The organism is Caldalkalibacillus thermarum, assembly GCF_014644735.1.
GTDB lineage: Bacteria > Bacillota > Bacilli > Caldalkalibacillales > Caldalkalibacillaceae > Caldalkalibacillus > Caldalkalibacillus thermarum.
On the sequence record NZ_BMKZ01000011.1, the window covers coordinates 40,893 to 65,961 of the forward strand.

General features: G+C 45.9%; 25 protein-coding genes and 4 tRNA genes. 4 read left to right on the top strand and 25 right to left on the bottom strand.

Annotated features, from left to right (window positions below; all coding sequences use genetic code 11):
- The first annotated feature begins 182 nt into the window (after positions 1–182).
- Entirely contained in the window at positions 183–1,169 is a 987-nt protein-coding gene (locus IEW48_RS06090; protein ID WP_188623037.1) for a ThiF family adenylyltransferase, read from the top strand.
- 158 nt (positions 1,170–1,327) lie between these two features.
- Here IEW48_RS06090 and IEW48_RS06095 read toward each other — a convergent pair whose 3' ends face one another.
- The 23 genes from IEW48_RS06095 to rnjA form a co-directional block, all read right to left on the bottom strand.
- On the bottom strand, positions 1,328–1,540 hold the full coding sequence (locus tag IEW48_RS06095) for an alpha/beta-type small acid-soluble spore protein (RefSeq protein ID WP_188623038.1): 213 nt from the start codon (positions 1,538–1,540) through the stop codon (positions 1,328–1,330).
- A 192-nt stretch (positions 1,541–1,732) separates the two neighbouring features.
- A tRNA-Cys gene (locus IEW48_RS06100) sits at positions 1,733–1,806 on the bottom strand.
- Positions 1,807–1,816: 10 nt separating this feature from the next.
- A tRNA-Gln gene (locus IEW48_RS06105) sits at positions 1,817–1,891 on the bottom strand.
- A 194-nt stretch (positions 1,892–2,085) separates the two neighbouring features.
- Positions 2,086–2,162: transfer RNA gene (locus IEW48_RS06110), tRNA-Met, on the bottom strand.
- 84 nt (positions 2,163–2,246) lie between these two features.
- Positions 2,247–2,338: transfer RNA gene (locus tag IEW48_RS06115), tRNA-Ser, on the bottom strand.
- Between the two features lie 162 nt (positions 2,339–2,500).
- Positions 2,501–3,967, bottom strand: a complete 1,467-nt coding sequence (locus tag IEW48_RS06120) for a spore germination protein (protein ID WP_188623039.1) — start codon at positions 3,965–3,967, stop codon at positions 2,501–2,503.
- 65 nt (positions 3,968–4,032) lie between these two features.
- Positions 4,033–5,724, bottom strand: a complete 1,692-nt coding sequence (locus IEW48_RS06125) for an ABC transporter permease (RefSeq protein ID WP_188623040.1) — start codon at positions 5,722–5,724, stop codon at positions 4,033–4,035.
- A gap of 129 nt (positions 5,725–5,853) precedes the next feature.
- The gene (locus tag IEW48_RS06130; protein ID WP_188623041.1) at positions 5,854–6,969 is read right to left on the bottom strand and encodes an extracellular solute-binding protein; all 1,116 of its coding nucleotides are present in this window, start codon (positions 6,967–6,969) and stop codon (positions 5,854–5,856) included.
- A gap of 140 nt (positions 6,970–7,109) precedes the next feature.
- On the bottom strand, positions 7,110–7,544 hold the full coding sequence (gene arsC / locus IEW48_RS06135; RefSeq protein ID WP_188623042.1) for an arsenate reductase (thioredoxin): 435 nt from the start codon (positions 7,542–7,544) through the stop codon (positions 7,110–7,112).
- A gap of 66 nt (positions 7,545–7,610) precedes the next feature.
- Positions 7,611–7,940, bottom strand: a complete 330-nt coding sequence (locus IEW48_RS06140) for an ArsR/SmtB family transcription factor (RefSeq protein ID WP_188623043.1) — start codon at positions 7,938–7,940, stop codon at positions 7,611–7,613.
- A gap of 202 nt (positions 7,941–8,142) precedes the next feature.
- Complete coding sequence (locus IEW48_RS06145; protein WP_188623044.1) at positions 8,143–8,292, bottom strand: phosphate signaling complex PhoU family protein; 150 nt, start codon at positions 8,290–8,292, stop codon at positions 8,143–8,145.
- The gene (locus IEW48_RS06150; protein ID WP_188623045.1) at positions 8,280–8,420 is read right to left on the bottom strand and encodes a hypothetical protein; all 141 of its coding nucleotides are present in this window, start codon (positions 8,418–8,420) and stop codon (positions 8,280–8,282) included. The genes IEW48_RS06145 and IEW48_RS06150 overlap by 13 nt, the downstream gene beginning before the upstream one ends.
- 45 nt (positions 8,421–8,465) lie before the next feature.
- Positions 8,466–9,236 (bottom strand): phosphate ABC transporter ATP-binding protein PstB, encoded by a 771-nt coding sequence (pstB, locus tag IEW48_RS06155; RefSeq protein WP_188623046.1) that lies wholly within the window; start codon positions 9,234–9,236, stop codon positions 8,466–8,468.
- A gap of 29 nt (positions 9,237–9,265) precedes the next feature.
- The gene (pstA, locus tag IEW48_RS06160; protein ID WP_188623047.1) at positions 9,266–10,141 is read right to left on the bottom strand and encodes a phosphate ABC transporter permease PstA; all 876 of its coding nucleotides are present in this window, start codon (positions 10,139–10,141) and stop codon (positions 9,266–9,268) included.
- Positions 10,141–11,127 (bottom strand): phosphate ABC transporter permease subunit PstC, encoded by a 987-nt coding sequence (pstC, locus tag IEW48_RS06165; RefSeq protein ID WP_229703962.1) that lies wholly within the window; start codon positions 11,125–11,127, stop codon positions 10,141–10,143. The genes pstA and pstC overlap by 1 nt, the downstream gene beginning before the upstream one ends.
- An 84-nt stretch (positions 11,128–11,211) precedes the next feature.
- Positions 11,212–12,198: a PstS family phosphate ABC transporter substrate-binding protein gene (locus IEW48_RS06170; RefSeq protein ID WP_188623048.1), complete on the bottom strand. Its 987-nt coding sequence runs from the start codon at positions 12,196–12,198 to the stop codon at positions 11,212–11,214.
- Positions 12,199–12,420: 222 nt separating this feature from the next.
- Positions 12,421–14,211, bottom strand: a complete 1,791-nt coding sequence (locus tag IEW48_RS06175; protein WP_188623049.1) for a peptidoglycan D,D-transpeptidase FtsI family protein — start codon at positions 14,209–14,211, stop codon at positions 12,421–12,423.
- Positions 14,212–14,871, bottom strand: a complete 660-nt coding sequence (locus IEW48_RS06180; RefSeq protein WP_007504996.1) for a potassium channel family protein — start codon at positions 14,869–14,871, stop codon at positions 14,212–14,214.
- A gap of 77 nt (positions 14,872–14,948) precedes the next feature.
- Positions 14,949–16,205 carry an MFS transporter gene (locus IEW48_RS06185; RefSeq protein ID WP_188623050.1) on the bottom strand — a complete coding sequence of 419 codons (1,257 nt, stop codon included), beginning with the start codon at positions 16,203–16,205 and terminating at the stop codon, positions 14,949–14,951.
- Positions 16,206–16,284: 79 nt separating this feature from the next.
- Complete coding sequence (locus IEW48_RS06190; RefSeq protein WP_188623051.1) at positions 16,285–17,280, bottom strand: zinc-binding dehydrogenase; 996 nt, start codon at positions 17,278–17,280, stop codon at positions 16,285–16,287.
- Positions 17,281–17,392: 112 nt separating this feature from the next.
- On the bottom strand, positions 17,393–18,004 hold the full coding sequence (locus IEW48_RS06195; RefSeq protein WP_007505000.1) for a superoxide dismutase: 612 nt from the start codon (positions 18,002–18,004) through the stop codon (positions 17,393–17,395).
- A 212-nt stretch (positions 18,005–18,216) separates the two neighbouring features.
- Positions 18,217–18,870, bottom strand: coding sequence for an NfeD family protein (locus IEW48_RS06200; protein ID WP_188623052.1), 654 nt, complete (start codon positions 18,868–18,870; stop codon positions 18,217–18,219).
- A gap of 80 nt (positions 18,871–18,950) precedes the next feature.
- Positions 18,951–20,687, bottom strand: coding sequence for a ribonuclease J1 (gene rnjA, locus IEW48_RS06205; protein WP_188623067.1), 1,737 nt, complete (start codon positions 20,685–20,687; stop codon positions 18,951–18,953).
- Positions 20,688–20,859: 172 nt separating this feature from the next.
- On the opposite strand from rnjA, the gene vrrA reads away from it, so the two are divergent.
- On the top strand, positions 20,860–21,450 hold the full coding sequence (gene vrrA / locus IEW48_RS06210; RefSeq protein WP_188623053.1) for a VrrA/YqfQ family protein: 591 nt from the start codon (positions 20,860–20,862) through the stop codon (positions 21,448–21,450).
- Positions 21,451–21,634: 184 nt separating this feature from the next.
- Here the strand turns inward: vrrA and IEW48_RS06215 are convergent, their stop codons facing one another.
- Positions 21,635–22,141, bottom strand: a complete 507-nt coding sequence (locus IEW48_RS06215) for a peroxiredoxin (RefSeq protein ID WP_229703963.1) — start codon at positions 22,139–22,141, stop codon at positions 21,635–21,637.
- Between the two features lie 201 nt (positions 22,142–22,342).
- Here IEW48_RS06215 and IEW48_RS06225 point away from each other — a divergent pair, with 201 nt between their 5' ends.
- Positions 22,343–23,239 carry a hypothetical protein gene (locus tag IEW48_RS06225; RefSeq protein WP_188623055.1) on the top strand — a complete coding sequence of 299 codons (897 nt, stop codon included), beginning with the start codon at positions 22,343–22,345 and terminating at the stop codon, positions 23,237–23,239.
- Between the two features lie 262 nt (positions 23,240–23,501).
- On the top strand, positions 23,502–24,506 hold the full coding sequence (locus tag IEW48_RS06230) for a C40 family peptidase (RefSeq protein ID WP_188623056.1): 1,005 nt from the start codon (positions 23,502–23,504) through the stop codon (positions 24,504–24,506).
- Positions 24,507–24,685: 179 nt separating this feature from the next.
- Here the strand turns inward: IEW48_RS06230 and IEW48_RS06235 are convergent, their stop codons facing one another.
- Positions 24,686–24,943 (bottom strand): hypothetical protein, encoded by a 258-nt coding sequence (locus tag IEW48_RS06235; protein ID WP_188623057.1) that lies wholly within the window; start codon positions 24,941–24,943, stop codon positions 24,686–24,688.
- Between the last annotated feature and the right edge of the window lie 126 nt (positions 24,944–25,069).

The following is a 25,069-nucleotide window of genomic DNA, read 5'->3' on the forward strand; positions in this document are numbered from 1 at the left end:
TAAAGCCTTTTGTCATTTATTTATATTCAACTATTTACATTCAACATGCAAGCGCTTAAATCCTTTTTAATCGCAAATTTTTTTCTAAAATATTGGAGGAATAATTGGGATATGTTATGCTCAAATTACCATCTCTACGCTAATCAATCGGTCATTTTAGACCTTGCGGAGTGGAAATGTACATGGTGATGAGCCATTCAGTGGAACAGGCATTGTTAAGGGATAAAAAAGTGGCTATTATTGGGGTTGGTGCGCTGGGATCAGTAACAGCCCAGCATTTGGTCAGACTGGGCGTGGGAAAGCTGCGCCTCATTGACCGGGACATCGTGGAAATGAGCAATCTTGGGCGGCAAGTACTGTTCACAGAAGACGATGCACTCAACCAATTGCCTAAAGCGGTTGCTGCCAAAAGCAGACTGCAGGCGATCAATTCGTCCGTTGACATCACCGCTTATGTTGAGGATGCAAATCCCCATACCATTGAAATGTTAGTTCAAGATTGTGATCTTATTATAGACGGTACAGACAATTTGCGCACGCGCTTTTTAATTAACGATGTGAGTGTTAAATTCAACATCCCCTGGATTTACGGCGGTGCTATTGCCTCCAGAGGTGTTGTGGGCTGCTTTATCCCTTCCCGTACCCCCTGCTTGCGCTGCCTGTTTCATGAACCTGATGAACTGCATGGCCAAACCTGTGATACGATAGGGGTATTGGGGCCCCTTGTGCATGTGGTTGGCTCGTGCCAGGCCCTTATCGCCTATCAGCTATTAACGGGGCACATTGAAGCCTGTCAACCCGTTTTAAAACATATTGACCTTTGGCACCACGATGTGGATGAGCTGCCCCGCGTGTTCAATCCCCAATGCCCCTGTTGCCAGAATAAAGAATATCATTTTTTGGAACAGGTGGCTAAAGAGCCCGTTATTGCCCAGCTTTGTGGCCGGAACAGCATCCAGGTGACCCCCCAACAACCTGTGCACGTGCCGTTTGAGACGTGGATCAATAGGTGGAAACAGCTTGGCGAGGTTAAACAAACGCCATTTTATGTACAGCTCTATTACCATGGGTACCGCATCGTCATCTTTAAAGATGGGCGGTTGCTGCTGGAAGGTTTATCAGATCCAGAACAAGCCAAACAATTATACACCAAGCTGATCGGCACTTAACTGAAAAGCAACAGGCAGCAACTAGGTGATACGGGTAGCATAGAGGGCTAATTTGAGAGATAATCAACAATGTCAAGAGCCCCAGTCTTGAACTGAGGCTCTTTTTTTATATATTTATTACGTCTAAAAGTTTAACTGTCAACTGGCACCCGTTATTATTAACTATATTGTTGCCCGCTCAACTGTTGCTGAGCCATACGAACCAGGCGCTTGGTCATTTCTCCACCAACTGAACCGTTAGCACGAGAAGTGGTTTCAGGTCCCAACTGTACACCAAACTCCTGGGCAATTTCGTATTTCATTTGATCAAGGGCTTGTTGTACACCAGGCACGAGAAGCTGATTAGTGTTCCTGCTTCTGTTTTGAGCCATAGTCTTTTTCCTCCTTTTTAAAGGATAAATAGTGATGGGATTCTTACTTTGCACTGCAAGATAAGTTTCTATGCAGGGATCGACATGGTAATGATTCCTAACAAAAAACCGCACATTAAACGTTAAGCAGACCAAAAAGAAGGCTGCTTAGCGGTTAATGTACGGTTAGATCATTTGAGATGAAGTTATGTATGGAGGCGGCACCCGGATTCGAACCGGGGATAAAGGTTTTGCAGACCTCTGCCTTACCACTTGGCTATGCCGCCATAATCAACATGGCTGGGCTGGCTGGATTCGAACCAGCGCATCACGGGGCCAAAACCCGTTGCCTTACCACTTGGCTACAGCCCAGCATTGATAAACATGGGGCGACTGATGGGATTCGAACCGCCGAACCCAGAGGGAGCAGATTTACAGTCTGCCGCGTTTGACCACTTCGCTCCCCCTCCACACATAAATGCCCAAACGTCCTTAAACGTTAAAAAAAGAGCAACACGAAAGTGTGCGTCTCTTTTTCCACAAGATAGCTATTTACACTTCATTATTGGTTGCGGGGGCAGGATTTGAACCTGCGACCTTCGGGTTATGAGCCCGACGAGCTACCAGACTGCTCCACCCCGCGTCAATATCATTGTCTTTTGCATTACTTTATTATAGAACATAACAAAGTTAATGTCAAGAGTCCAGGCTAATGATTTGTGGATGATGGCGGAGAAGGAGGGATTTGAACCCTCGCGCGGCAGTTAGCCGCCTACTCCCTTAGCAGGGGAGCCCCTTCAGCCACTTGGGTACTTCTCCGCATTGCGCCTGTATCATTTCCAACGCATTACTTATCCAACGCATTACTTAATATAACATCTTCCCACGTGTTTATCAACCCCTGAACGGATGTTTTAATTTTGTCTCTTCTTTAAAAGCGCAAAAGCACAAAGACCAAAACCTTTGTGCTTGGCTCAGTGACTAGTGAAGTTTGTCTTCGTCCTCAATATCTAATATGGCCGGCCTCGTTTTTTTCAAAGGCACTGGAGTTCGAACCAGCACCTCATACAACGCTTTTATATCCAATGGAATCAGCGGCCACAAATAAGGGACATTCAATGTTTTCGTTGAGGCAAGCAAAATAACCCAAAAAGCAACCGCCAATGTAAATCCATACAGCCCAAATACCGCCCCCGCAATTAAAAAGATGATGCGAAACATCCGATTGGCTAAACTTAATTCATAGCTTGGAGTAGCATAAGTTCCCATGACTGAAATAGCCACGTACAGGATCACTTCATTTGTAAAGAGTCCCACCTGTACAGCTATTTCACCAATTAAAATCGCGGCTACCAAACCTAAAGCGGTCGCTAATGCGCTGGGAGTATGAATGGCAGCCATGCGCAATATTTCTGTACCGATTTCAGCTAAGAAAAATTGCCAGAACAAAGAGAGATGCCCCACATCATTGGGCCCGATGAAGTCCCAACGCTCGGGCAGCAAATGGGGGTTGGTTGCCAATACATACCACAAAGGTAAAACAAACAATGAAGTAAAAATAGCGGTAAACCGCACCCAGCGTAAAAAAGCGCCCACAACCGGTTTTTGGCGATATTCTTCAGCATGTTGAAGATGGTGCCAAAAAGTGGTCGGACAGATTAAAACACTCGGGGAACCATCGACAATGATGAGCACATGCCCTTCCAGCAAATGCACGGCTGAAGTGTCTGCCCGCTCCGTAAACCTGACCAATGGATAGGGATTCATATAGCGTCCAAAAATAAATTCTTCAATGGTTTTTTCTGCCATACTCAGCCCATCAATATTGATTTCATCCAGTTTTTGATCAATCAGCTTCACAAGATCGGGATCAGCAATACTGTCCATATAAGCAAGCACAATATCTGTTTTAGATCTTTGGCCGACTTGCTTATATCTCATCACCAGTGAACGGTCGCGGATACGGCGCCGGATAAGGGCAGTGTTAAACACCAGCGTCTCCACAAATCCATCCCGGGGCCCGCGGACTACCCGTTCAATATCAGGTTCTTCTGGGGTACGGCTGGGATATTCCCTAATGTCAATTAATATGGCTTTTGTGGCACCTTCCACGATCAAGGCTGCCTGCCCTGACAAAACTTGGGTAATCACTTCTTCCAGATCTTCAGTTGTTTCCAGTTCGATATACGGGATCAAGCTGCGTGTCAACACTTCAATGGGGTTAGAACGCAAGTCCCGGGGGGCAAGAGCGTTGATATGCCGCATGATATTGACCATCACATCGTCCTTGGCAAAACCGTCTACAAAAAAAAGGCCAAATTTTAACCCGCCATATTCCAATTTGTGATGGATCACATCAAAACTTTTGTCAATCCGCAACTCTTTTTGTAAATAGCTGATATTTTCTTCAAACCGTTCGGAAACGGGAACTTGCGTGACCTGACTCATACCCAGTCTCCTTCCGCCCTTTTTTGTTAGTATGGTGGAAGGAGAGGCTTTGTATGTGTGCTGAACTAATACTTCCTTAACAGCCATTTAAGGGGCAAAATCGAAACCAGGATGATCAGTAATGCGGCAGGAGCAGCTAAATGGTAAATCGCTTCCCTCGCCTCAACCCAAACCCTTACTGCCAGCGTATCAAATCCGGGTGGACGCAACAGCAAAGTGGCTGGCAGCTCTTTGATTGAGCTGACAAAAACCAGCGCCCCGCCTGCCAAAATACCGGGCATCACCAGCGGCAAGATCACAGTAAACAACACCTTCCAGGGCGGTTGGCCCAAACTGCGGGCCGCTTCATCCACCCGTGGGGAGACAAGGCTGAGGGAAGCTTCCCCTGCCTGTAAAGCTTGGGGCAAAAAGCGGATAAAATAGGCCAGAACTACAAGGAAAAACGTATTGTACAACCAGGTGACATATTGATTAAAAATAAAAACAATCCCAAGGGCCACGATTACTCCTGGCAGGGCATATCCCGCATAGGCCAGTTTGTCAATAATCTTGCTCATCAGAGAAGGATAGCGTGACTTAAGATAAATGACCGGCAAGGCAAACAGCATGGAGAGAAAAGCCGCCAAACCTGCTACTTTCATACTGTTAAATACGTAGCCCCAGAACCGGGCATCCAAGGCACCCATACGTATCCCAATGTTGGACCAGTAAAGGAGCACCATGATAGGCAAGGCAACAGACAGGAAAAAGATAAACAAAACATAGATTAATGCGGGAATTTTCCAACGGCCCAACGGGAGAAGATCAGGTTCCCTAAAGGAGTTGCTTGTTTGATAATACTTTTGGTTGGCTCTTGTTTTTTTCTCTATCCACAAAATGAAAAGCGTGATCAAGATCAGCACCAAGCTGAGAACACTGGCCGATATGCGGTCATAGCTGCCCATTTGGTAATAAATAGCCGAAGTAAATGTGGTATACCTTAACATTGCAATGGCACCAAAATCAGACAGAACATATAAGGAGACCAGGATGGACCCTGCACCAATTGCGGGGCGCAGGAAAGGCAAGTTGACCTTCCAAAATGTTTGGAGAGGCGTTAAGCCTTGAGAGCGGGCAATGTCTTCAAAATTGCGGTTCATCTTCCTCAGGGCAGCGCTGGCAACCAAAAAAACGTAGGGGTATGTGAACATGGTTAAAGCAAAAAAAACGCCCCAAAAGCTGTAAATATTGAACGGAAAATCCACCTGGCTCAGCCAAGGCTTCTCTGCCCACCAACTGGCCACCCACCCTCTGGGACCAAAAACAATGACATAGGTCATAGCCCCAACATAAGGAGGAATTACAAGGGGGAGGGCCAGCAGCCATTGCCACGTTCGCCTGCCGGGCAACTGGCAGCGGTTGACCAGCCAGGCCAGAGAAACTCCGATGAACACCGCTAAAGTTGTAACTGCTACTGTTAAAAGCAAAGTGTTCTGCAAAAGCTCCGGGATACGGGAGTCTAACAGCCGTAACCAGCGTTCCGTCCCGGCAAAAAGGGAGCGCCAAACGACATAAAAAATAGGAACGCCCATCGCTAAGGCTGTGATAAGGCCTAACAAAAGAAGAAACACATCGGGGGGATTCCCGTTCCAATGCTTGCGCCAATAGAAACGGACCCAACGGAAGAGGGTTCGGGAAGCCGGTTCCCGAACCTCTTGCTGCCTTCTATTCAGTTCTTTATGCTGAACTTCTTGTTGTCGGACTAAATCGCGTTTCATCAACTTTAGCTCCTACCTGAAAGAATGGGCATCTTGAATACTCCAAGATCTCCGTTTATTATTGTAAACAATCTTAGACCTTTCGTCCATGGCTTAAACCCTTAAAAGTTCAGGATCCCCTCATCTTTATCAGCGCAACTCCAAATCCAAACCAGCTTCTTCAATTAATGCTTTAGTGTCTTCCCATACTTTGCCAAGCTCACGCAACGGCATATCCATGACTTTGTAGTCAGAAATGCGGGCGGCTTCCTCCCGGGTTTGTACGTTGGGATTCAGCGGCACTTCCATGGACTCATAAGAAAATTCCCTTTGTCCTTCCTCTGTCAGCAGCCACTCAATAAATGCTTTGGCATTGTCCGGGTTAGGACCCCCTTTGATCAAAGCCACACCGGCTGCATTGACAAAAACGCCCATTTCTCCTTCACCCTGGTCTGGGTAAATAAAACCGACATTGTTATCCTCAGGCTCATTTAACTGTTGATGGTAATAATAGTTGTTAACCAGTCCGAATTTATATTCACCTGCGCCAACAGCACGGCGAATATCTCCGTGGCCTTCAGTAATGGCTCCGGCGTTATCTTTCACTTTGGACAACCATTCTTTCGTCTTTTCGTCACCCCATTCATAACGCAAGGCTGAGACGTGGGCGACCATAGAACCGTTACCCCCGCGGGTAATCATGAATTGCCCTGCCCATTTAGGGTCGGCCAGTTCTTCCATTGTTTTAGGCATTTCTTCTTCACTAATTAAATCTTTATTGTAAATAAATCCACGGGAACGCGCTGACAACCCTATCCAGGAATTATCTTCAGCACGGAATTTTTCATCAATGCTTTCCACGCCTTTAGGCTCCCAGCCTTCCAACAAACCTTGCAAGCGAAGATATTCCATGGCACCGATATCATTAGAAATAAAGATGTCAGCCTGAACATTGTTGGCCTCTTCAATGATCCGTTGTACAGCGCCATCGTCCCCATGCAAGGCGCGCACCGTAATCCCTGTTTGTTCAGCAAACTTATCAAGGAGCGGCTGAACAAATTTCTCGTTACGAACAGAGTAAACCACAAGTTCCCCAGATAACTCTACAGCCTCTTCATTGTTTTCTTCGATAGCGTCTTCCTGGCCTTCTTCAGGCTGCGTTGCTTCCGGCTGCTCAACGTCATCCGTTTGGCCGCAAGCAGCCAAAGCAAATAATAATGATAACGCCAAAAGTGCAAATAAGAACGGCTTCAAGTGGTGTTTCATGCAGATATCCCCCTTATTATGTATTCATAATGAGATTCATTCTCATCACAACTTTAATTATATTGCGATTGAGAATCACTGTCAATAAATTTTTTTACAAAAAAAGACGTGCCTTGCCGGACACGTCTTATTATGAGAATTCAATGGTCTTGCTCACCTGTTTCGGCAAAACGTTTAATGCGTGCCCCAATTTCATCCCTTACTCGGCGGAATACGGCCCATTTTTCTTCTTCTGTTCCCTCCGCTTTGGCCGGATCATCGAACCCCCAGTGCCAGCGTGTGGTTCCAGGCGGTGTGGCCGGACAGACCTCGTCAGCATGCCCGCATAAGGTGATCACATAATCCGCTTGCTTTAGAAGTTTGGGGTCAATGACATCAGAAGTTTGCTGGCTAATATCTATGCCCACTTCTTTCATGACTTCCACCGCCATCGGATTAACCCCGTGAGCTTCGATCCCGGCCGAATACACCTCAAAGCGGTCCCCTAAATATTTTTTGGCCCATCCTTCAGCCATTTGGCTGCGGCAAGAGTTCCCCGTGCACAAAAAATAGATAATCGGTTTTTGCTTAGACATGTGGTTCGGCTCCTTTCAAGCCAGAGTAGATGTAAAAACTTTTGCGGTTAAGAGATGGGCTCATCCTTAACGACACACTCTTAACCCCTTTTGTTCCAATTCGGTTATCTTGTGACTGAGCTCAGGCAAACGCTCCAATAAAGGCTCAATAAATCTACAGGCTTCATGGTCTTTATTCAGTTGATAAAATATCCATTGCCCTTGCCGGGTCTCCTTGACCAGATTGACACTTTTCAATCGGCGGACATGCTGGGAGACAGCCGGCTGGGACATATCAAACAGAGCCACAAATTCACAAACACACATCTCATGCTCACGCATCAAGGCTACCATCTGCAAGCGAGTAGGATCCCCCAGCACCTTAAGAATCTCCGCTTGCTCTTTCCAGGTTAACATCGATCTTCTCTCCTTAATCGATGATAGAAAGCCAAATATACAGGCCCAACAAGGTTGATAATCACCCTTACCGTTGTGGTCAATACAAATATATAATAATATATTTATATTTAAATTTGCAATGTGTATTTGGCTGCAGTGGTCAGCAATGCGTTCAAAGTAACGGGCAACATAAGCCAATTGTAGTATCTGCTCCATTAGATCAGGATAAGCAATCATTATCAATCATGATCGTAAACGAATCAATCGCAGCCATCACATCTGCTTGCTCAACACGGGCAGTTGTTTTGGCAATATCCACAGCAAAATCACCGATCCGCTCAATGCTGGTTGTGATCTTCAAAGCTGCCATAGTTGCTCATCTTTATTTTTCAGGGCGCTTACCGATTTCTTCAGGGCCTCATTCACTTTTTGCCCCATAAGGTAAAGACTTTTCTTTAGAGCCCTTAAGTCCTGGTCATACTGTTTGCGTGTCTTCATCACAACGCCTCCTTAAGACCCGTTGCAGACGGGATGCAAGCAATATTACCCAAATCTTCCCGTGATATAGTCTTCTGTCCGTTGGTCAGATGGATTGGAGAAAATAGTATTCGTGTCATCATATTCTACAACTTCTCCGTTTAAGAAAAAGGCGGTACGGTCAGAAATGCGGGCGGCCTGTTGCATGTTGTGCGTGACGATCACAATCGTATAGTTCTTTTTTAACTCTTGCACCAATTCCTCTATTTTCAGGGTCGAAATAGGATCCAAAGCAGAGGTTGGTTCATCCATCAAGATCACATCCGGCTCGATAGCCAGACACCGGGCGATGCACAGACGCTGCTGCTGGCCTCCAGATAATCCGTATGCATTCTCGTGCAAGCGATCCTTCACTTCATCCCATAACGCTGCTCCACGCAAGCTTTTTTCCACAATCTCATCCAGTTGCGCTTTGTTTTTAATGCCATGAATGCGTGGCCCATAAGCAATGTTGTCATAAATCGACTTGGGGAAAGGATTCGGTTTTTGAAAGACCATGCCCACATCGGTTCGCAGCTGAACCACGTCATAACTGGGATCAATAATGTTCTGACCGCGATACAAGATTTCTCCCCGTACTTTTACATTAGGGGTTAACTCCACCATGCGGTTCAATGTTTTGATAAAAGTAGATTTTCCGCAACCTGACGGCCCGATAATGGCAGTCACCTGATTCTCAGGAATGGTTAAAGTGATCTCTTTTAGCGCCTGGTCCTCGCCATACCATACATATAAATGGCGCACGTCAAAAATGGTTTGTGTTGCCGTTTGAGGCATCCTGGGTGCTCCTTTCTTACTTGTTTGCTTTAAAACTTATGCTGAAATTTGTTACGCAGATAAATGGCTAACGCATTCATTGTCAGCAGCATGGCCAACAGAACGATAATCCCCGCAGCTGCCACATATTGAAAATCTTCTTGCGGACGGGAAATCCAGTTAAAAATTTGAATAGGCATAACCGTAAACTGGTCCAGCGGACTCGAAGGCGTAAAAGCGACAAAAGTGAGTGCCCCGATCATAATTAAGGGAGCTGTTTCACCAATTGCCCGGGACAAGGCCAGAATATTCCCGGTTAAAATTCCGGGCAGTGCCGCAGGAAGCACAATGCGCCGGATCGTCTGCCATTTTGTGCCGCCCAAGGCGTATGAAGCGTGTCTTAACTCCTGCGGGATTGATTTTAAAGCCTCTTGAGAGGCGACAACAATAATCGGAAGAATAAGCAAAGCCATCGTAAAAGCACCGGCTAAGATACTCCTGCCCAATCCCATTCCTCTGACAAACAGGGTTAACCCTAATATGCCGAAGACAATAGACGGAACCCCGGCCAAGTTAGAAATATTAACCTGAATAAACCGGGTAAACCAGTTCTTCTTGGCATATTCTTCAAGATAAATGGCCGTTCCAACGCCGAGCACAAAGGCAATGGGTGCAGTCAAAGTAATCATCCAGATTGTTCCAAAAAATGCCGATTTAATTCCGGCATTAGCCGGCCTGCGGGATGGATAGTTAGTTAAGAAATCCCAGTTCAGCCAGCCTATACCGTTAATCAGCACATCAATCAGCAGGGTGCATAACACTACAATACCCACAGATGTGCTGGACAAGAAGACAAGATAAGACAGACGGTCAAACCGTTTTCTTCCACTTAAGGTTCGTTTCAGCTGTTCTCTGGGGAGACTCATCAATAATCCTCCTTAAATCGTCTGGACAGCCAGCTGGCAATCATATTCATGACAAAAGTCAACACAAACAAGGTCATGCCTACAGCATAGATGGTATAGTACTCAATGCTGCCAAACGGCGTATCACCCAGACTCACCTGTACGATATAAGCGGTTAATGTTTGAACAGGCTCCACTGGATTAAAGGTAAAATTGGGCATCGCCCCGGCTGCGATCGTCACAATCATGGTTTCGCCGATGGCTCGGGATATCGCAAGTACAAAGGATGCGATAATCCCTGAAAAAGCAGCAGGAACGACCACTTTTAAAGCCACTTCCAGACGCGTGGCTCCCAAAGCATAAGCCCCCTCACGAATGGAACGGGGCACAGCCGTCATGGCATCTTCACTCAGAGAAGCAACCATAGGAATAATCATGATCCCGACGACAATTCCGGCACTTAAGGCATTAAACAAACCTAAATCGGGAATAAACACCCTTAATAGCGGAGTAACAAAGGAAAGGGCAAAAAAGCCATAAACAATGGTTGGCACCCCTGCTAACACTTCCAATATGGGCTTAATCACGCGTCTGACCCGGTCAGGAGCATACTCACTCAGAAAAATAGCGCTGGCCAAACCGATAGGAATGGCCACTATACTAGCGATCAATGCAACCAGGACAGAGCCGGCAACCAAGGGAAGCACGCCAAACCGCTGAGGCTGAAACAAGGGCGTCCATTGTGTGCCTGTGACAAACTCGATAATGGAAACTTGCCCAAAAAAAGTGACCGTTTCTTTTAAGAGCGTATAAATAATGCCGAAAGTCACAAGAATAGAAAGGGATGCACAAACTAAAAGCAATTTTGGCACGACCCATTCAGTCACACGGCCTATTTTAAACGAATTACTTCTGTTGGCCTTTATCTGTTCCCGCACGGATTGGGAGATGACCTTTTTGTTGGGCGAATGGCTCATGGCCTTCAATTCACTTCTGACACTCACCATACTTCCTCCTCATATGAATGAGCCAAAAGTGTGATAATGCATATCACACTTTTGGCACAAATAATCACTATCTATTGTTTCAACCTATTGTTTCAACGCATCTAGTTTTTCTTTATTTTCTTCATAAACTTCATCAGGCAGGTTGATGTATCCCACTTCAAGTGCCATTTCTCCTGCCAGTTCATTCATAAAGTACACATAGTCTTGCACTTGCGGTTTTTCCAAGAAGGAGTGCACATTGACATAGACGAAGATCGGTCGGGACAGCGGTGTATAAGTGCCGTCGTTGATGGTTTCTTCAGTGGGAACAACCGGTTCAGCATGCTCATCTGCTTTAATGGCCACGATGTTTAATTTGTCCTGGTTCTCGACGTAATAAGCATAGCCAAAGTAGCCTAACGCATATTCATCATCGGCAATTCCCTTAACCAACACATTGTCATCTTCGGAGGCCACAAAGTTGGAGGTAATCTCATGATCGTCGCCAATGATGACTTCATTCCAGTAATCAAAAGTGCCTGAGTCTGTTCCCGGGCCGAACAACTTAATTTCAGCATCCGGAAATTCAGGTCGAACCTCATTCCAATTGGTCACTTCTCCAGTCCAAATTTTTTGCAGTTCTTTAACTGTTAAATCTTTGACAAAGTCATTCTTGGCACTGACCACAACAGCAAGCCCGTCATAGGCAATGGGAAGCTCCACATATTCAATGCCATTTTCTTCAGCAATGGCTGCTTCTTCCTCCTTAATGGGGCGAGAAGCATTGCTCAAGTCAGTTTCACCGACGGTAAACCGTTTGAATCCCCCGCCAGTACCAGATACACCAACCGTTACGTTAACGTCAGGCTGTTCCATGCGGTATTCTTCAGCAATGGCTTCCTGTAAAGGATATACAGTAGATGAACCGTCAATCTGCACGTTACCTGACAACGCTTCAGCAGCTGAGTCTTGTCCTGCTTCACTGTTTGGGTTTTGCTCAGTGTTGCTTTCTGTGGTCCCGCATCCAGCAACCACAACCAGTAAAGCAGCTAAAATCATGAAAACCCCTGTCCATTTCAACATGCGCCTCATCCATCAGTTCCTCCTCATGAATCAATATCTCTCCCTTACATGTATGAGGATACACCCTATTTTTTAAGGTGGTTTTAATAGAATGTTAAGTTAGTGTAAAGATTGCTAGAAATAAAAATAAAAAAAGAAGAGAGTTGTTCTACTCTCTTCTCGCAAATCATCGGGACGGAAAGGACAGGTGCCGCATCTTAGGTGACAGCTTCCACTCCGAAGCCGGTTCGCTTATTCCGTTTCCTCTCCATTGTCCTCTTCCCCGTTTTTCTCTAGACCAAAATAAACACTTAAGATCTCTTTCGTGATCCGTTGTGCCGGTGATTGGGTTTGGGTCTGGGCCCTTTGGGAATAGGGAACCAGTGTAGCAAAAGCAATTTCAGGATCATCGGCCGGGGCATAGCCCAACAGCAACGTGTGGTTATAGGGTCGTTCGGTTTGTGCTGTTCCTGTTTTGGCCGCCACCTTAACCGGGAAGTCACCAAACATTCCGTACGCCGTTCCGCCGGGGGCCGTTACCGCCTCCATCCCCTTTTGCACAGTACGCAAATGCTCTTCACTCATCTCAATGCGGTTTAACACCCTAGGTTCCTTGCGCCAGATCACTTCTCCAATCCCATCATCTTCCGCTGTGCCGCGCCGGATTTCTTTGACCAGATACGGTTGCATGCGGTAACCCCCGTTGGCAATGGTAGCCACATATTGGGCCAGCTGCAAGGGGGTATACTGATCCAACTGGCCAAAGGTCAAGTGAGCCAAACGGCCAGGAAGATGATAATCCGCTGAATCAAAGATTTGGCCAGCAGATTCACCAGGCAGGTCAATGCCGGTGGGCACTCCCAAACCAAATTGGGCATAGTATTCCCGCAATTGATCCTGGGCCCGGCTCACCGCATCTGAAGAGTAACTGCCCGCCATTTTAAGGCCAATGTTGATCATGTAAATGTTGGAGGATAATTGCAATGCTCTGACGGCATCAACAGAGCCCAGTGTTTTCCAGGAACGGAAGGTCTGTCTGCCAATGGTAATGGGCCGGTCATTAATGACCGTATGGGGTGTGACGATTCCCTCATGCAGGCCAGCCAGCACAGTAGCCATTTTCACTGTTGAACCGGGGACATAAGATCCAACTTTATAGGTAAAAACATTATTGGACATGCCCAAGATCTCACCTGTTTTGGGGTTAAGGGCCACAAACAAGGGCTGCTCAGCCGGTTTATCTTTTGGTATGTCAGGGTTAGTTTCAATTTCTTTGGCAATTATCTCCTCAATCGCTTGTTGGAACTCCACATCGATCGTCAGGACCAGGTCATTGCCTCTGCGGCCGGGAATCTCAATGGGGTGGTCAATGATGCGTTGGGTGCGGTCTACGGTGATAATACTTTCAGATGGCACACCCCTCAGCTGTTCTTCATATTGCAATTCCAAACCGGAACGCCCCACTTGTTCATTCAGCCGGTAACCCCTGGAGAGGTAATAATCCCTGTTCTCAGCTGTAATTGGCCCCACACTGCCTAATAATGTGTCTAATACTCCGTCATAGACATAGTTTCGTTCGGAATCCACAATAATTTCCACACCTGGAAGCTGGTCCAAGTGTTCGGCTACCCTGGCCATCTCCTCAGGCGTTAAGTTGGTTTTGATCCGGTGGGGGGTTAAAAAGATTCCTTCTTCCATTTTGGCCAGAATCTCTTTGGCGTCCATATCGATTAATGCGGAAAGCTTCTGGGCAATCTCCGCTTTACGGCTTTCCAGCTCCCGCTGGCGGGTAAACGTCAGGGTATACATATGCTCATTGGTCACAATTTCGCGGTAATGTCGGTCAAGAAAATATCCCCTTGGCGCTGTGCCTTCAATCGTGCGCTGGGTGTTGCGTTCAGCCTGTTGGACAAACTCCTCCCCTTGGACAATTTGGATTAACCCCAGGCGGAAGATTAAAGCGGAAAATAAAATAAAGGTAAGTAAAAACAGCAGATTTAAGCGCAAAAAAAGCTGTTTTTCCTTTTTCTTCTTTTTCCCCATTTAAGCTCCCTCATTTTCTTCAAAGCGTGAAATATCTTTGTTGGCACCAATCACCACAAGAATATCATCCTTTTGGATGACATCTTCCGCTTTAGGTGAAATGTTTAAACCGTCTTTGGATTTAATGGCCATAATATTACACCCGTATTTAGCACGGATGTTCAACTCCAAGAGCGATTTGCCCACCATTTTTTCTCCCGCTTTAATTTCTACTAGACTATAATCGGGAGACAGCTCAATATAATCCATGACATTTTTGGAGAGTAAGTGGTGAGCGATACGCACCCCCATGTCCCGCTCCGGGTGAACAATTTTGGTGGCCCCTATTTTTGCCAATACCCGCTCGTGATAATCATTTTGGGCCTTTACCGTAATATACGGCACGTTCAAATCTTTTAAGATCAATGTCGTCAAAATACTGGCTTGGATGTCGTCTCCTATGGCGACGATGACATGATCCATATTGCGAATGCCGATATCGCGCAAGGCTTGCTCATCGGTGGAATCCATTTGTACCGCCTGAGTAACGATATCAGCATATTGATTCACTTTATTTTCATTTATATCAATGGCTAACACTTCATGGCCCAAATCGCTTAACGTCTTGCAAATACTGCCCCCAAAACGTCCCAACCCGATGACGGCAAACTGTTGTTTCATGACTTCCCTTCTCTCCTCTCCCTTTATCTTTCATTTTACCGAATCACAGAGCCGCTTGCCAAGAAAAGTGAAGGGGACTAATCACTTACATTACGGATAAAATAGTATAACAATAACTGGGCATTGCCAACAACAATAATGTAATAGGGTAGAGCCTCTTTAGGATGAAATAACAACACAGCAGCAATAAAAACCAAAATGCTCAGGATGCGCCCCCCGTTTAAAAACAACTCACGCCCTACAATATATTCAATTCGCCATTCTGCTGCCTTTTTGGCCCTGCCGATTACATCATAAGTCATAGACAAAAACGGAACCATCAACAGCGGGAAAGCCGCTGAGATGATCACACCGTAAGTCATGAGCCGGGCAAACGTGAGCTCAAAGGCAATAATCCACACGGCCAGAGACAAGACTACAGCGGATAATAAAATAACTTTATGGCGATGTTTAGGGGAAACCAGACGGCCGGCAACATAGTAAAAAATGAGAGAGACCCCAGAGGTGACTAAACCAAAGGTTCCCAGAGCCATTTCTGTCCCGGTGGCCACAAAAATCCAGATGGTGATCAGAAAGGCAAAAGAACCTTCTCTTAAGCCTTGGGCCATATTAGCCAGGAGAATCCTGCGCCAGTCAGCCGAAATCTCCCGCCAGCGCAAAACGGAACATAAGAGGAAGCGCCCTTGGGCCGCACGGCGTTTCAGAAAAAAACTCAGCACAACTGCCAGGACAAACAAGGCCAGGGAAATGGTAAAAATCATTGTATAGCCTGTTGTTTCAGCCATGCTGGTAATCAGCCAGCCGGCAAAAAAAGGGCCGATCATGCCGGCAAATGAATTTAAGAGTCCCAAAAAACCGTTAAAGATATCTCTGGTCTTGGGTTCTGTAATCTCAAACGTTAACACATTAAAGGCCAGCCAGTAAAAACCAAACCCAATCCCCAGCAAAACGCCCAACAGAATTGCCCATTGACTCGCCTGCTCTCCCAGTAACAAAACAACAGAGAAAAAGAAGGACAGAAAAAAAACACCGAGGCGCAGGACAATCACCCGGTCCACTTGTTTGGCCCAGCGCCCGGCCAGGATGAAGACAATCGGCTGAGCAATCACAATAAACAGGTTGTATAAGGCAATGGTGATATAATCACTTTTTTGTTTCCACAAATAGACATTGACAAAAGTGTTGGAAAGGGCCACGCTTAATGCGTACAGCCCTCCAATGACTAACAACAGTTTCAGATCTGTACTGACATCCGTTTCCCCAAATAAAATGCGGTGAATGTAATGTCCTTTATGAACCTTGTTCAACCGCTGCCAATTCTCAACGCGATGCATTGGAAGTCCCCTTCTAAGACTAAGTCTGCCATTAGTCTGCCTTAGGGACTCCCCTTTTATTCTGAAGGATGCTGTTCAGTTAACTTTCGATACTGAATGCAATCTTGCCGAATTGCTCTCCTTCATCCATACGTTTAAAAGCATGATAGGCATCGTCCAATGGGAAAACTTTATCCACAACTGGCCGGATGCCATGCTGTTCAACAAAACGCAGCATTTCCCTGAATTCTTGGGCGCTGCCCATCGTTGAACCCAACAAATTGTATTGACCGTAGAAGAAAGTCCTTAAATTAAAATCGACTTCATCCCCTGCCGTCGCTCCAAAAATGACTAGTGTGCCACCGGGTTTTAATTGGTCCAAGGATTTTTGGAACGTGGCTCGGCCAACACTTTCAATGACCACGTCCACCTTCTCCCCGTTAAGCTGACTGTTCCAGTCCCCTTCAGTGCTTATTACCCGGTCTGCCCCCAAGGCTAGGGCCTGTTCCCGTTTAGCTAGGCTGCGTGAGGTGACATACACCGTTGCCCCCAGCGCTTTGGCCATCTGCAGCAGAAATGTGGCCACACCGCTGCCAATACCGGGAATTAAGACGGTTTGGCCTCTCGTCACCTGGGCACGGGTGACCAGTGCACGGTAAGCAGTCAAGGCAGCCAATGGCAAGACGCCGGCTTCAGTCCAGGTTAGGTAGGCAGGTTTGGGCTCCACATTTTCAGCAGGAATGACAACAGTTGCAGCAAATGTGCCGTGATCAGGTAAGCCCAATATTTCAAATCCCTCAGGCGGTGCCGGACTTTTTTCAGGCCAACCCAGACTGGGATTGATCACCACCTCGTCACCGGGTTTAACATTTTGAACCCCTTCTCCCACGCTTTCCACTATACCCGCTCCGTCAGAGCCCAAAATAATAGGCGGAGCATCGGGTTGATGCCGGTACAGCACCCAAATATCACGATGATTTAAACCAGCCGATTTCAGCCTGACTTTCACCTGTCCTGGCTGCGGCTGTTGCTCCTCCATTTCCATTACTTGTAAACCTTCCCACCCCGGGGCGCCATAGTGGACAATCGCTTTCACCATATCCCTCCTCGGTTACATAAAGTCCGCTTAAACCTATCTCAAACTGTAAAAATAAACCTGAGGGGAGCTTCCCTCAGGCCATCTGTTAGTTTAGAACATTGTGCATCCCTTACTTAGCAGCTTGATAGCGCTTTGCCACCTCATCCCAGTTAATGACATTAAAGAAAGCTTTAACATAATCTGGGCGTTTGTTTTGATATTTCAAGTAATATGCATGCTCCCATACGTCTACGCCTAAAATTGGTGTTTTACCTTCCATCAGCGGATTGTCTTGGTTCGGGGTGCTGGTTACTTCCAATTCACCGTTGTTTACAACGAGCCAAGCCCAACCGCTTCCAAAGCGATTAAGAGCAGCTTGGGTAAATTCTTCCTTAAATTTTTCAAAGCTGCCAAATTTCTTGTTGATCGCCTCAGCCAGTTCTCCAGTGGGCTCTCCACCGCCGTTGGGGCTCATAATTTGCCAGAACAACGTATGGTTAGCATGACCGCCGCCATTGTTACGGACAGCAGTCCGGATGCTTTCCGGAACAGCATCCAGGTTTTTAATTAAGTCTTCCACACTTTTCTCCTGCAATTCAGGATGACCCTCAAGGGCTTCATTCAGTTTGTTCACATACGTCTGATGGTGACGTCCATGATGAATTTCCATGGTTTGGGCATCAATATGAGGCTCCAGTGCATCTGCAGGATAGGGTAAGGCAGGCAATTCATGCTTAGACATACAATCTCCTCCTTCACATCATATGTAGTATGATCTATAGATAAAGCAAGGAAGGACAAGCCTTCCCCACTTTATCATCTCCCGAAAAACCGTCAGCCATTACCGCTTCCCCTTATACATTATATCGCAGTTTTTTGTTACTTTCAAAATGTAAACCGTTTTAAAGTAATTATTGTTTAATACTGTCTTTATTTTTTGAGCTTGTTTTATCCCTAATCTTCTTCGTCTTGTGCTTGCACCAGAATGTGGGTGCCGCTGACTTTAACCACTTTGAGACGAGTCCCCTTTTTCACCCAAATCCCTTCCGTGGTGGCACTGTACAGCTTTCCTTCAATTTTAATCGTCCCTGTCGGCCTGAAATCGGTTTGAGCAATCCCTTCCTTCCCCACTAATTGTTTATACCCTTCATTTAAGGCGTTATAACCTTTTTCACTCGAAAGGGAATCTTTCAACGTTAATTTAGACCACACTTCCCTGCGGGGAAAAAATTTAAGAAACAAGAGCGAACCGGCAGCACCGAGCACAAAAGCAATGGCAACCCCAACACCGTACAGAATTGAGGGAGAAGGCCAGGCTAAAGCCACCAGCATTAAAATCAAGCCAATGGCCGCAATGGTTCCATCTCCCACAAACTTGCCATCAATCATAATCAACATAATACCGGCCAGATACAGAATGCCCATCCACATCATCTGGCCTTCCTGTATATGAGCCATAAAGTAAAGGCTGATGGCGCCCAATCCTAAGAGGCCAAAAACCAACCGCCCCTTGACCAGCACCTCAGCAAACAACAACAACGTTCCCGCCAAGACAATGATAAACCCACCGAGCGGTTGAAAAATAAATTGTTGCCAGGCCCCCGGCATCTTAATCCCCTCCCAGGATAAAATCCACCCTCTTTTAATAAGGCACACTCTTTCTCTTCTACCTGTGCTAAAAACTGGTTCTATTTTTTATACGTCTGGGATGGTGCAGTCTCTTTTTCTTGATCAACTTTGGCCTTATCCACTTCCATGATGATCGGAATAATCATGGGTCGCCGCTGGATCTTTCTATAGATGAAAGGTGCGATGTCATCAATCACCTGGGCCTTGATGTTAGCCCAGCTTTTCACCCTCTGCTCCAACAGTTGTTCAACCAGCTTTTTCACTCGCCCCTCTGTCTCCGCGATGAGGTCTGTTGATTCACGGACAAATATAAATCCCCTTGAAATCACATCTGGCCCGGCCAGCAGTTTAAACCGTTTCATATCTATCGTCATGACGATGATAATCAGGCCGTCATCAGACAATTTCATACGGTCCCGCAGGACGATATTGCCCACATCACCGATTCCATGCCCGTCAACCAAAATGATTTCAGCCGGGATCTTCTCACCAATAAAAGCTTCTTCCCGGTTAATGTGCAATACATCACCGTTTTCCATGACAAAACAGTTCTTCTCCTTCACGCCAACTTGTACGGCAAGCTCTTTGTGCTTGGCCAGCATGCGGTATTCACCGTGAATGGGAATAAAATATTTTGGTTTTAAAAGTTGAAGCATCAGTTTCATATCTTCCTGGCTGCCATGGCCGGAGGCATGGATATCAAACTCATTGCCGTAAATCACTTCAGCCCCCAATTTAAACAATTGATCGATAATCCTGTTCACACTTAAGGTGTTGCCCGGAATGGGGGAGGAAGAAAACACCACCGTATCACCGGGAATCAATTGAATTTGGCGATGTTGTCCCCGGGCGATACGGGACAAGGCGGCCATTGATTCTCCCTGGCTGCCCGTACAGATGATCACCACTTGATGTTTTGGCATTCTTTGCACTTGATCCGGTTCAATGAACGTTCCTTTAGGTACACGGATATAACCCAATTCCTGACCGATTTGAAACACTTTCTCCATACTGCGGCCAAATACCGCAATTTTGCGGTTGTAGCGTACCGCTGCGTCTACCACCTGCTGCAGGCGATAAACATTGGAAGCAAATGTGGCAAACAAGATGCGTCCTTGTGCCTGCTGGAAGATGTCAAACAACGCGTTTCCTACTTTTTGCTCGGAACCGGTATACCCTTCCCGCTCACTGTTGGTGCTGTCCGAAAGGAGCGCCAAGACTCCTTTTTTACCCAACCGGGCTATTTTGGCAAAATCTGTTTTGGGGCCCACCGGGGTAAAATCAAATTTGAAGTCCCCAGTATGCACGATCGGCCCCTCCGGTGTATCCACGACAATGCCGATTGAATCAGGAATGCTGTGATTGGTTCTGAAGCAGGAAACGTTTAAATGTTTAAATCTAACCTGATCGCGGTTGCTGAAGGGGATCAGTTTAGCTTGACGCAACAGTCCTGCCTCTTCCAGCTTAGCCCGCACCAGGCCCAGAGTCAGTTTTTCACCGTATAAGGGAACGTTAATCTCTTTCATGATATAAGGCAAACTGCCGATATGATCCTCGTGGCCGTGGGTTAAGAAAATACCTTTAACTTTGTCCTTGTTGGCCACCAGATAAGAAACGTCGGGAATGATGTAATCAACGCCAGGCATATCGTCCTCCGGAAACTTTAATCCGGCGTCGATCACCACAATTTCATCCTTATATTCAATCACATACATATTTTTTCCTATTTCGTCCAACCCGCCTAAAGCGAAAATTTTCACATGTTCTTTTTTCACGTTCTCAACTCCATCTAGCATTCTTTTTTCGACCATTTGTTCATTATTTCCTATTATAGCCCAAACTGATCTTCATTTGTAGTTTTTCCCCTTGTGTTTCCACTTGTGCCTATCTTGGATCAGACCCCTCACACTTGTCAGCATCCAAACATACAAGTATGTAGAGAAGTGCTCTCGTAAAGGGGGGAACAGCATGGCTTATCCACGTATAAAGGGGCATCGCTTGCCACCGTTTTCCCGTCATCCGGCAGGCCAACCGATTGGATTTTTAATGCAAGGAGCTAAACCGCCACAACCGCAACCAAACCTTAGCCCGTTTTTTGGTGCTCCCAATATGCCTCCCCAAGGAGGAGGTCCTTTTACGCCTTTTTCATCCCCTTCACCACCCTCTCAAGTGCCGGGGTTTCCTTTTCAAGGTCCATCCGCCCCCGGAGCCTCACCTCCAGGAACCGGAGGACTGCAAGGATTATTACAGGGGCTCATGGGCGGGAGTTCATTTGACTTGCCAGGCCTTATGAGCAACGCTCAAAAATGGATTGGGGTGCTTAACCAATTAGGCTCCGTCATTAAACAAGCCGGTCCGTTGTTGCAATTGGTGCAGGGGCTAACGAACGGTACAGATTCTTTTAGCGATGATGATACCTTGACCGAATTAACTGATGATGAAGAAGAAATGGAAGTTAAACAGGAAAAACCTAAGCCAAAGCGGAAAAGATCCAGGGTCAGAACAAAAGGAAAAAGAAAACGACGCCGTAAAAAAACAAAAGGTACAGGAAGAGTCTAACTCCAGCTTCACACTACGCATCAAGCAACATTATGACATGTCCTGCAAGCACAAAAATTCATTAAGCAAAGTTTAGGCTGGAAGGCCCCGCCAGAACAAATGACAGGAAAAATAGTAAATAAAAGTACAAAAAAAGGTGGCATATACCTCTAGTATATGCCACTCCATTTTGGAAGCAAACGGCTTAGGATTCGAGCTTACGCAAGACCTCAAACAATTCTTCGTTGTCCGGCTGCTCATCAATGGGGTGAACATCGATGAACCGAATGATCCCTTGCTTGTCAATGATAAACAAGGCACGTTCACTGGCTCCATAAGCGGATTCATCGGGATTGTCACGGAAGACGCCGTATTTCTTGGACACTTCACCGTGGGGATAGAAGTCAGCCAGTAAAGGATACGTGATGCCTCCGAGGGATTTGGCCCATGCTTTATGAGAGAAAACACTGTCAACGCTAATACCCAAAACTTGGGTATCATACTCTTCAAAACGAGGAAGATCATCCTCGTATGAAGGCATTTGCGCACCTCAAACAGGGGTCCAATCTAAGGGATAGAAAGCAATGAACACATTTTTCTTACCCAAAAAGTCAGACAAAGTAATCGTCTCGTCCGTATGAGATTTCAGAGTGAAATCAGGTGCTTTGTCGCCAACTTTTAAAGTTTTGGTTTCTGTGGCACCTCTTGGCATTTAGACATCCTCCTTTGGGCCTAAATTATGTACGGACAAGTCTTAGCTTGTCCAATAAGGCTATGGTTCAGCCTTTATTTATATTATACTATTCTTAGTCAAAAATACTATCGTAATTAAAGTTATAATAAACAAGTTATCCTTTTCCTTTGCGAAGCATTTAACAAACAGCAAAAAATTGCGCCAATGGAGGCTAGTGCAATGAACCAAATGTGGTTGGAAGCATTAGGAAAGGAATTAAAGAAAGTCATTGATACATATCAATATCCGTCCTTGACATCGGAAATTTTTACTGAAGACATTTGTGATGAATGGCGTTCAACACTGTCTGGCCTTCCCTCCAGTGATGAAGCCCTGAAGCAAGTGATGACCAAACAGCTGCATAAAAGTACGATAGAAGAAATTGAGGACGCCGGCCAACATTTGCTTTTCAAAGTCAAGTTAAAACACAAAGGTGAGCTTTATCAGGTGCAGCTTAAGCTTGAAAACTTAACCTGGTCGATCGTCTCCTTGCAGTACATAGGAAATGACACAAAAAAACGTCTGGTTTGGGGAATAAACGTCGCCCTGGTCTTTATGCTGCTCATTGGGAGCTGGTTCATGTTTCAAAAATGGACAGAAGGGGCGCCGGCTCAGACATCCTTGAGCACAGATGACCGTTCCGCTGCCCAAAACTGGGACGAAAAGCTATTTTTAAACCATATCGATGATATTCAAAAGGCGGCAAAGCAACATGGCTATATCATCATGACGGAGGAAGAGTTTAATGCGGCCCTCGACGACCATGCGCAACAAAGGCTCATTGCCCACTTAACAGAGAACGAATCTGAAGCGTCTGAAATGGAGAAGACCGAATCTGAACCCCAAGCTGGTGAAACAAAATCCCCCGAGGAAATGGTTGAGCTTGCCATTCAGCCTGGTATGACCAGCCCGGATATTGCCGCCCAGCTCGTAGAAAAAGGATTGGCCCGGAATGAACGCGAAGTGCTCCAACTGTTTCGCAAATTGGGAGTGGACAAAAACATCCGCTCAGGCAAGTATCACATCCCATCCAATGCTACTTACATGGAGATCATTAATATTTTAACGAGCCGCTAGCGTTTAGCGGCGGCTCCTCATTTTTTGTCGGGCCACAGACTTCAAAAACTTTTAAAAAAACTTGACAAGGATTTTATATGGATATTTATTTTGTATGGATAAGTTTATTTTTTCCATTAAAGGTGATATATTGTGTATCCGTAAATTTTTAAGGGGTGAAAAATTAGCGATACTATATTAAAATACTTCTACGTAGAGGAAACTATCGAAATATAGAATAAAAATTCGAGAATAATAGATAACTAAGTAAGAGGTGATTGGGTTGAGGAGAAAAGTAGTTACAGCTTCTGCATGCGCCGTCCTTGCATTTGCTGCCTTTTCCAAAGATACAGAGGCGAGTGGAGGAACATATACCGTTAAGAGGGGAGATTCATTGTGGAAAATTTCCCGTCAGTATCAGGTCACCATTGAGCAGCTTATGGCCTGGAATAATCTCAGATCCAGTACGATTTATGTAGGCCAACGCCTGTATATTGCTCCTCCTCACAGACATACCTCCAGTTCGGGAGGATCATCAAGTACATATCAGGCTGCCACTTATACCGTGAAGCCAGGTGACAGTCTCTGGAAAATTGCCAGAAACTACAATACCACGGTTGCTCAACTTAAATCTGTGAATAACCTACGTTCTGACCTTATTCGTGTCGGACAAGTATTAAAGATCCCCGGTCCTACTTCTAGCACAAATGCCTCCAAGTCCAGTGTCACAGTAGAGTCCAAACCGGTATCAGCCACCAGCTATACAGTCAAACCAGGTGATTCCCTGTGGAAAATAGCACGGGAGTACAACACGAGTGTTAATCAATTAAAAGCATTAAATAAGCTCACCTCTGACACCATTTATGTGGGACAAGTATTAAAAGTGCCGTCTCAAACCGGGCAGTCTGGCTCCACGTCTTCAGGTTTAAATGTCTCCTCCCTGATTAATGAAGCAAAAAAATATATAGGCACACCCTACCTTTGGGGCGGCTCTTCACCTTCTACCGGATTTGATTGCAGCGGTTTCTTGCAATATGTCTTTCGGACCCAAGGCATTAATTTGCCCCGGACAGTGGCTTCCATCTGGAGCGCTGGGACCTCAGTTTCCAGTCCCCAACCCGGTGATATTGTGTTCTTTGAGACATATACCAGCGGTCCGTCCCACGCTGGAATCTATTTAGGCAACAATCAATTTATCCATAGCGGCACATCAACGGGGGTCACGATCAGCAATATGACCACATCGTATTGGTCCCAACGTTATTTGGGAGCCAAACGTTACCGTTAAGGCAGCTTGTTGAGGCAGTTTGATATGTTTCACAACCTCGTCTGCCAATGGAAAAGGCACTATCGAACCCGATAGTGCCTTTCTTTTATAGCATGATGGTTTTTCAGTGTTGAATTTATGGGAATCAGCAAGGGGATGGAGCTGTACTAATGGTACGATTATTTTTGTAACCGTATTATTCATGACTTTTGATTGTATTTCCGCCGGGCCTCAACCGTTCCTTCACGATAAGCATCCATGGCTTGTTTATGGGTGTATAACAAGGCGCTGTGGGGAGAGGCTTCCAAAGTGTCCTCATCCACCACCCCTAATTCACCCGCAAACTCAGCGCCAGCATCATCCACAACGTTATTGTAGGCTTCCATTAAGGCCCTGCTGTTGAAACGCTCCGCTTTATACAATTCGTCCGATTGTCCGCTTCTGGTTTTCTTCTCCACGTCTGTCACCCTCATTTCGCTTATGATGTATTTAGGTTGATGTTAGTTTAATCATAAACTCATGCGATTATGAGGGTGACAGGAAATTGGCTTAATTTGGTGAGCTGGGTCACGGCAAACAGACAT